Genomic DNA, 886 nt, shown 5'->3' with positions numbered 1-886 from the left:
TTGCGGGGCGTCCTGCGCAAAGGCGGGTCCGAAATGCAAAGCCGCGAAGCCGGCGGCGGTGGTCGACAAGAATCTGCGTCTGTTCAGCATGGGATTCCTCCAAATCACGACACCTCCTCCGGTGCCTGCCAAGACGTGGCCTGAATTAAGACCCGCATTCGAGTTCAAGCATTTGTTACCGCGTTCTGTCAACGGGAATGCCATTCTGCTGGACAGAACGCATAGGATCGGACTAAATCCGCATGTCCAGGGTCATTCCCGGATGGGCGACCACGATGAAATCGTCACCGCAATGACAGACCTCCCTCCAAGCCAGGCTCCGGCCGACGGCGTTGCCGCGCTCGACCGGGCAATCGCCATCCTCGACGCGTTCACCATTGCCGACCGGTCGCTCGGCCTCGCCGAAATCGCGGCCCGAACCGGTCTCTACAAGAGCACGATCCTCAGATTGGCCAACTCGCTGATGCGCGGGCAATTGCTGGAGCGCCTGGAGGACGGACGCTATCGCATCGGACCGGCGACCTTCAGGCTTGGCGCGCTTTACCAGCGCTCGCTCGTGGCGATGGATATCCTGTTGCCGATCATGCGCGATCTCTCCGAGCGGAGCTGGGAAAGCGTCGCCTTCTATGTCCGCTCGGGCGACGTGCGCACCTGTCTCTACCGAGTCGAGTCCAAGCACCCGATCCGTTACACGATACGGGAAGGTGACGTGCTGCCCTTGCTGGTTGGTTCCGGCGGCCGGGTGCTGGCCGCTTTCTCGGGAGAGCAGGGCGAGCCTTACGAGACGATCCGGAAAACCTATAGTTACATTTCAATCGGTGACCGCGATCCGCAGACTGCCGGCATCTCCGCCCCTGTCTTCGGGCCGGGACGGACACTGCTCGGC

Annotated in this window: 1 protein-coding gene; it reads left to right on the top strand. The window is 62.0% G+C overall.

Translation table 11 applies throughout. The features are described from left to right. Positions 1-292: 292 nt before the first annotated feature. The coding region (locus tag EOA60_RS35080; RefSeq protein WP_206628430.1) for an IclR family transcriptional regulator at positions 293-886 on the top strand (594 nt) is incomplete at its 3' end.

The organism is Mesorhizobium sp. M1A.F.Ca.IN.020.06.1.1, assembly GCF_004023265.1.
GTDB lineage: Bacteria > Pseudomonadota > Alphaproteobacteria > Rhizobiales > Rhizobiaceae > Mesorhizobium.
The sequence above is the reverse complement of the archived record's forward strand: the minus strand, read 5'-3'. Positions and strand labels throughout refer to the sequence as shown.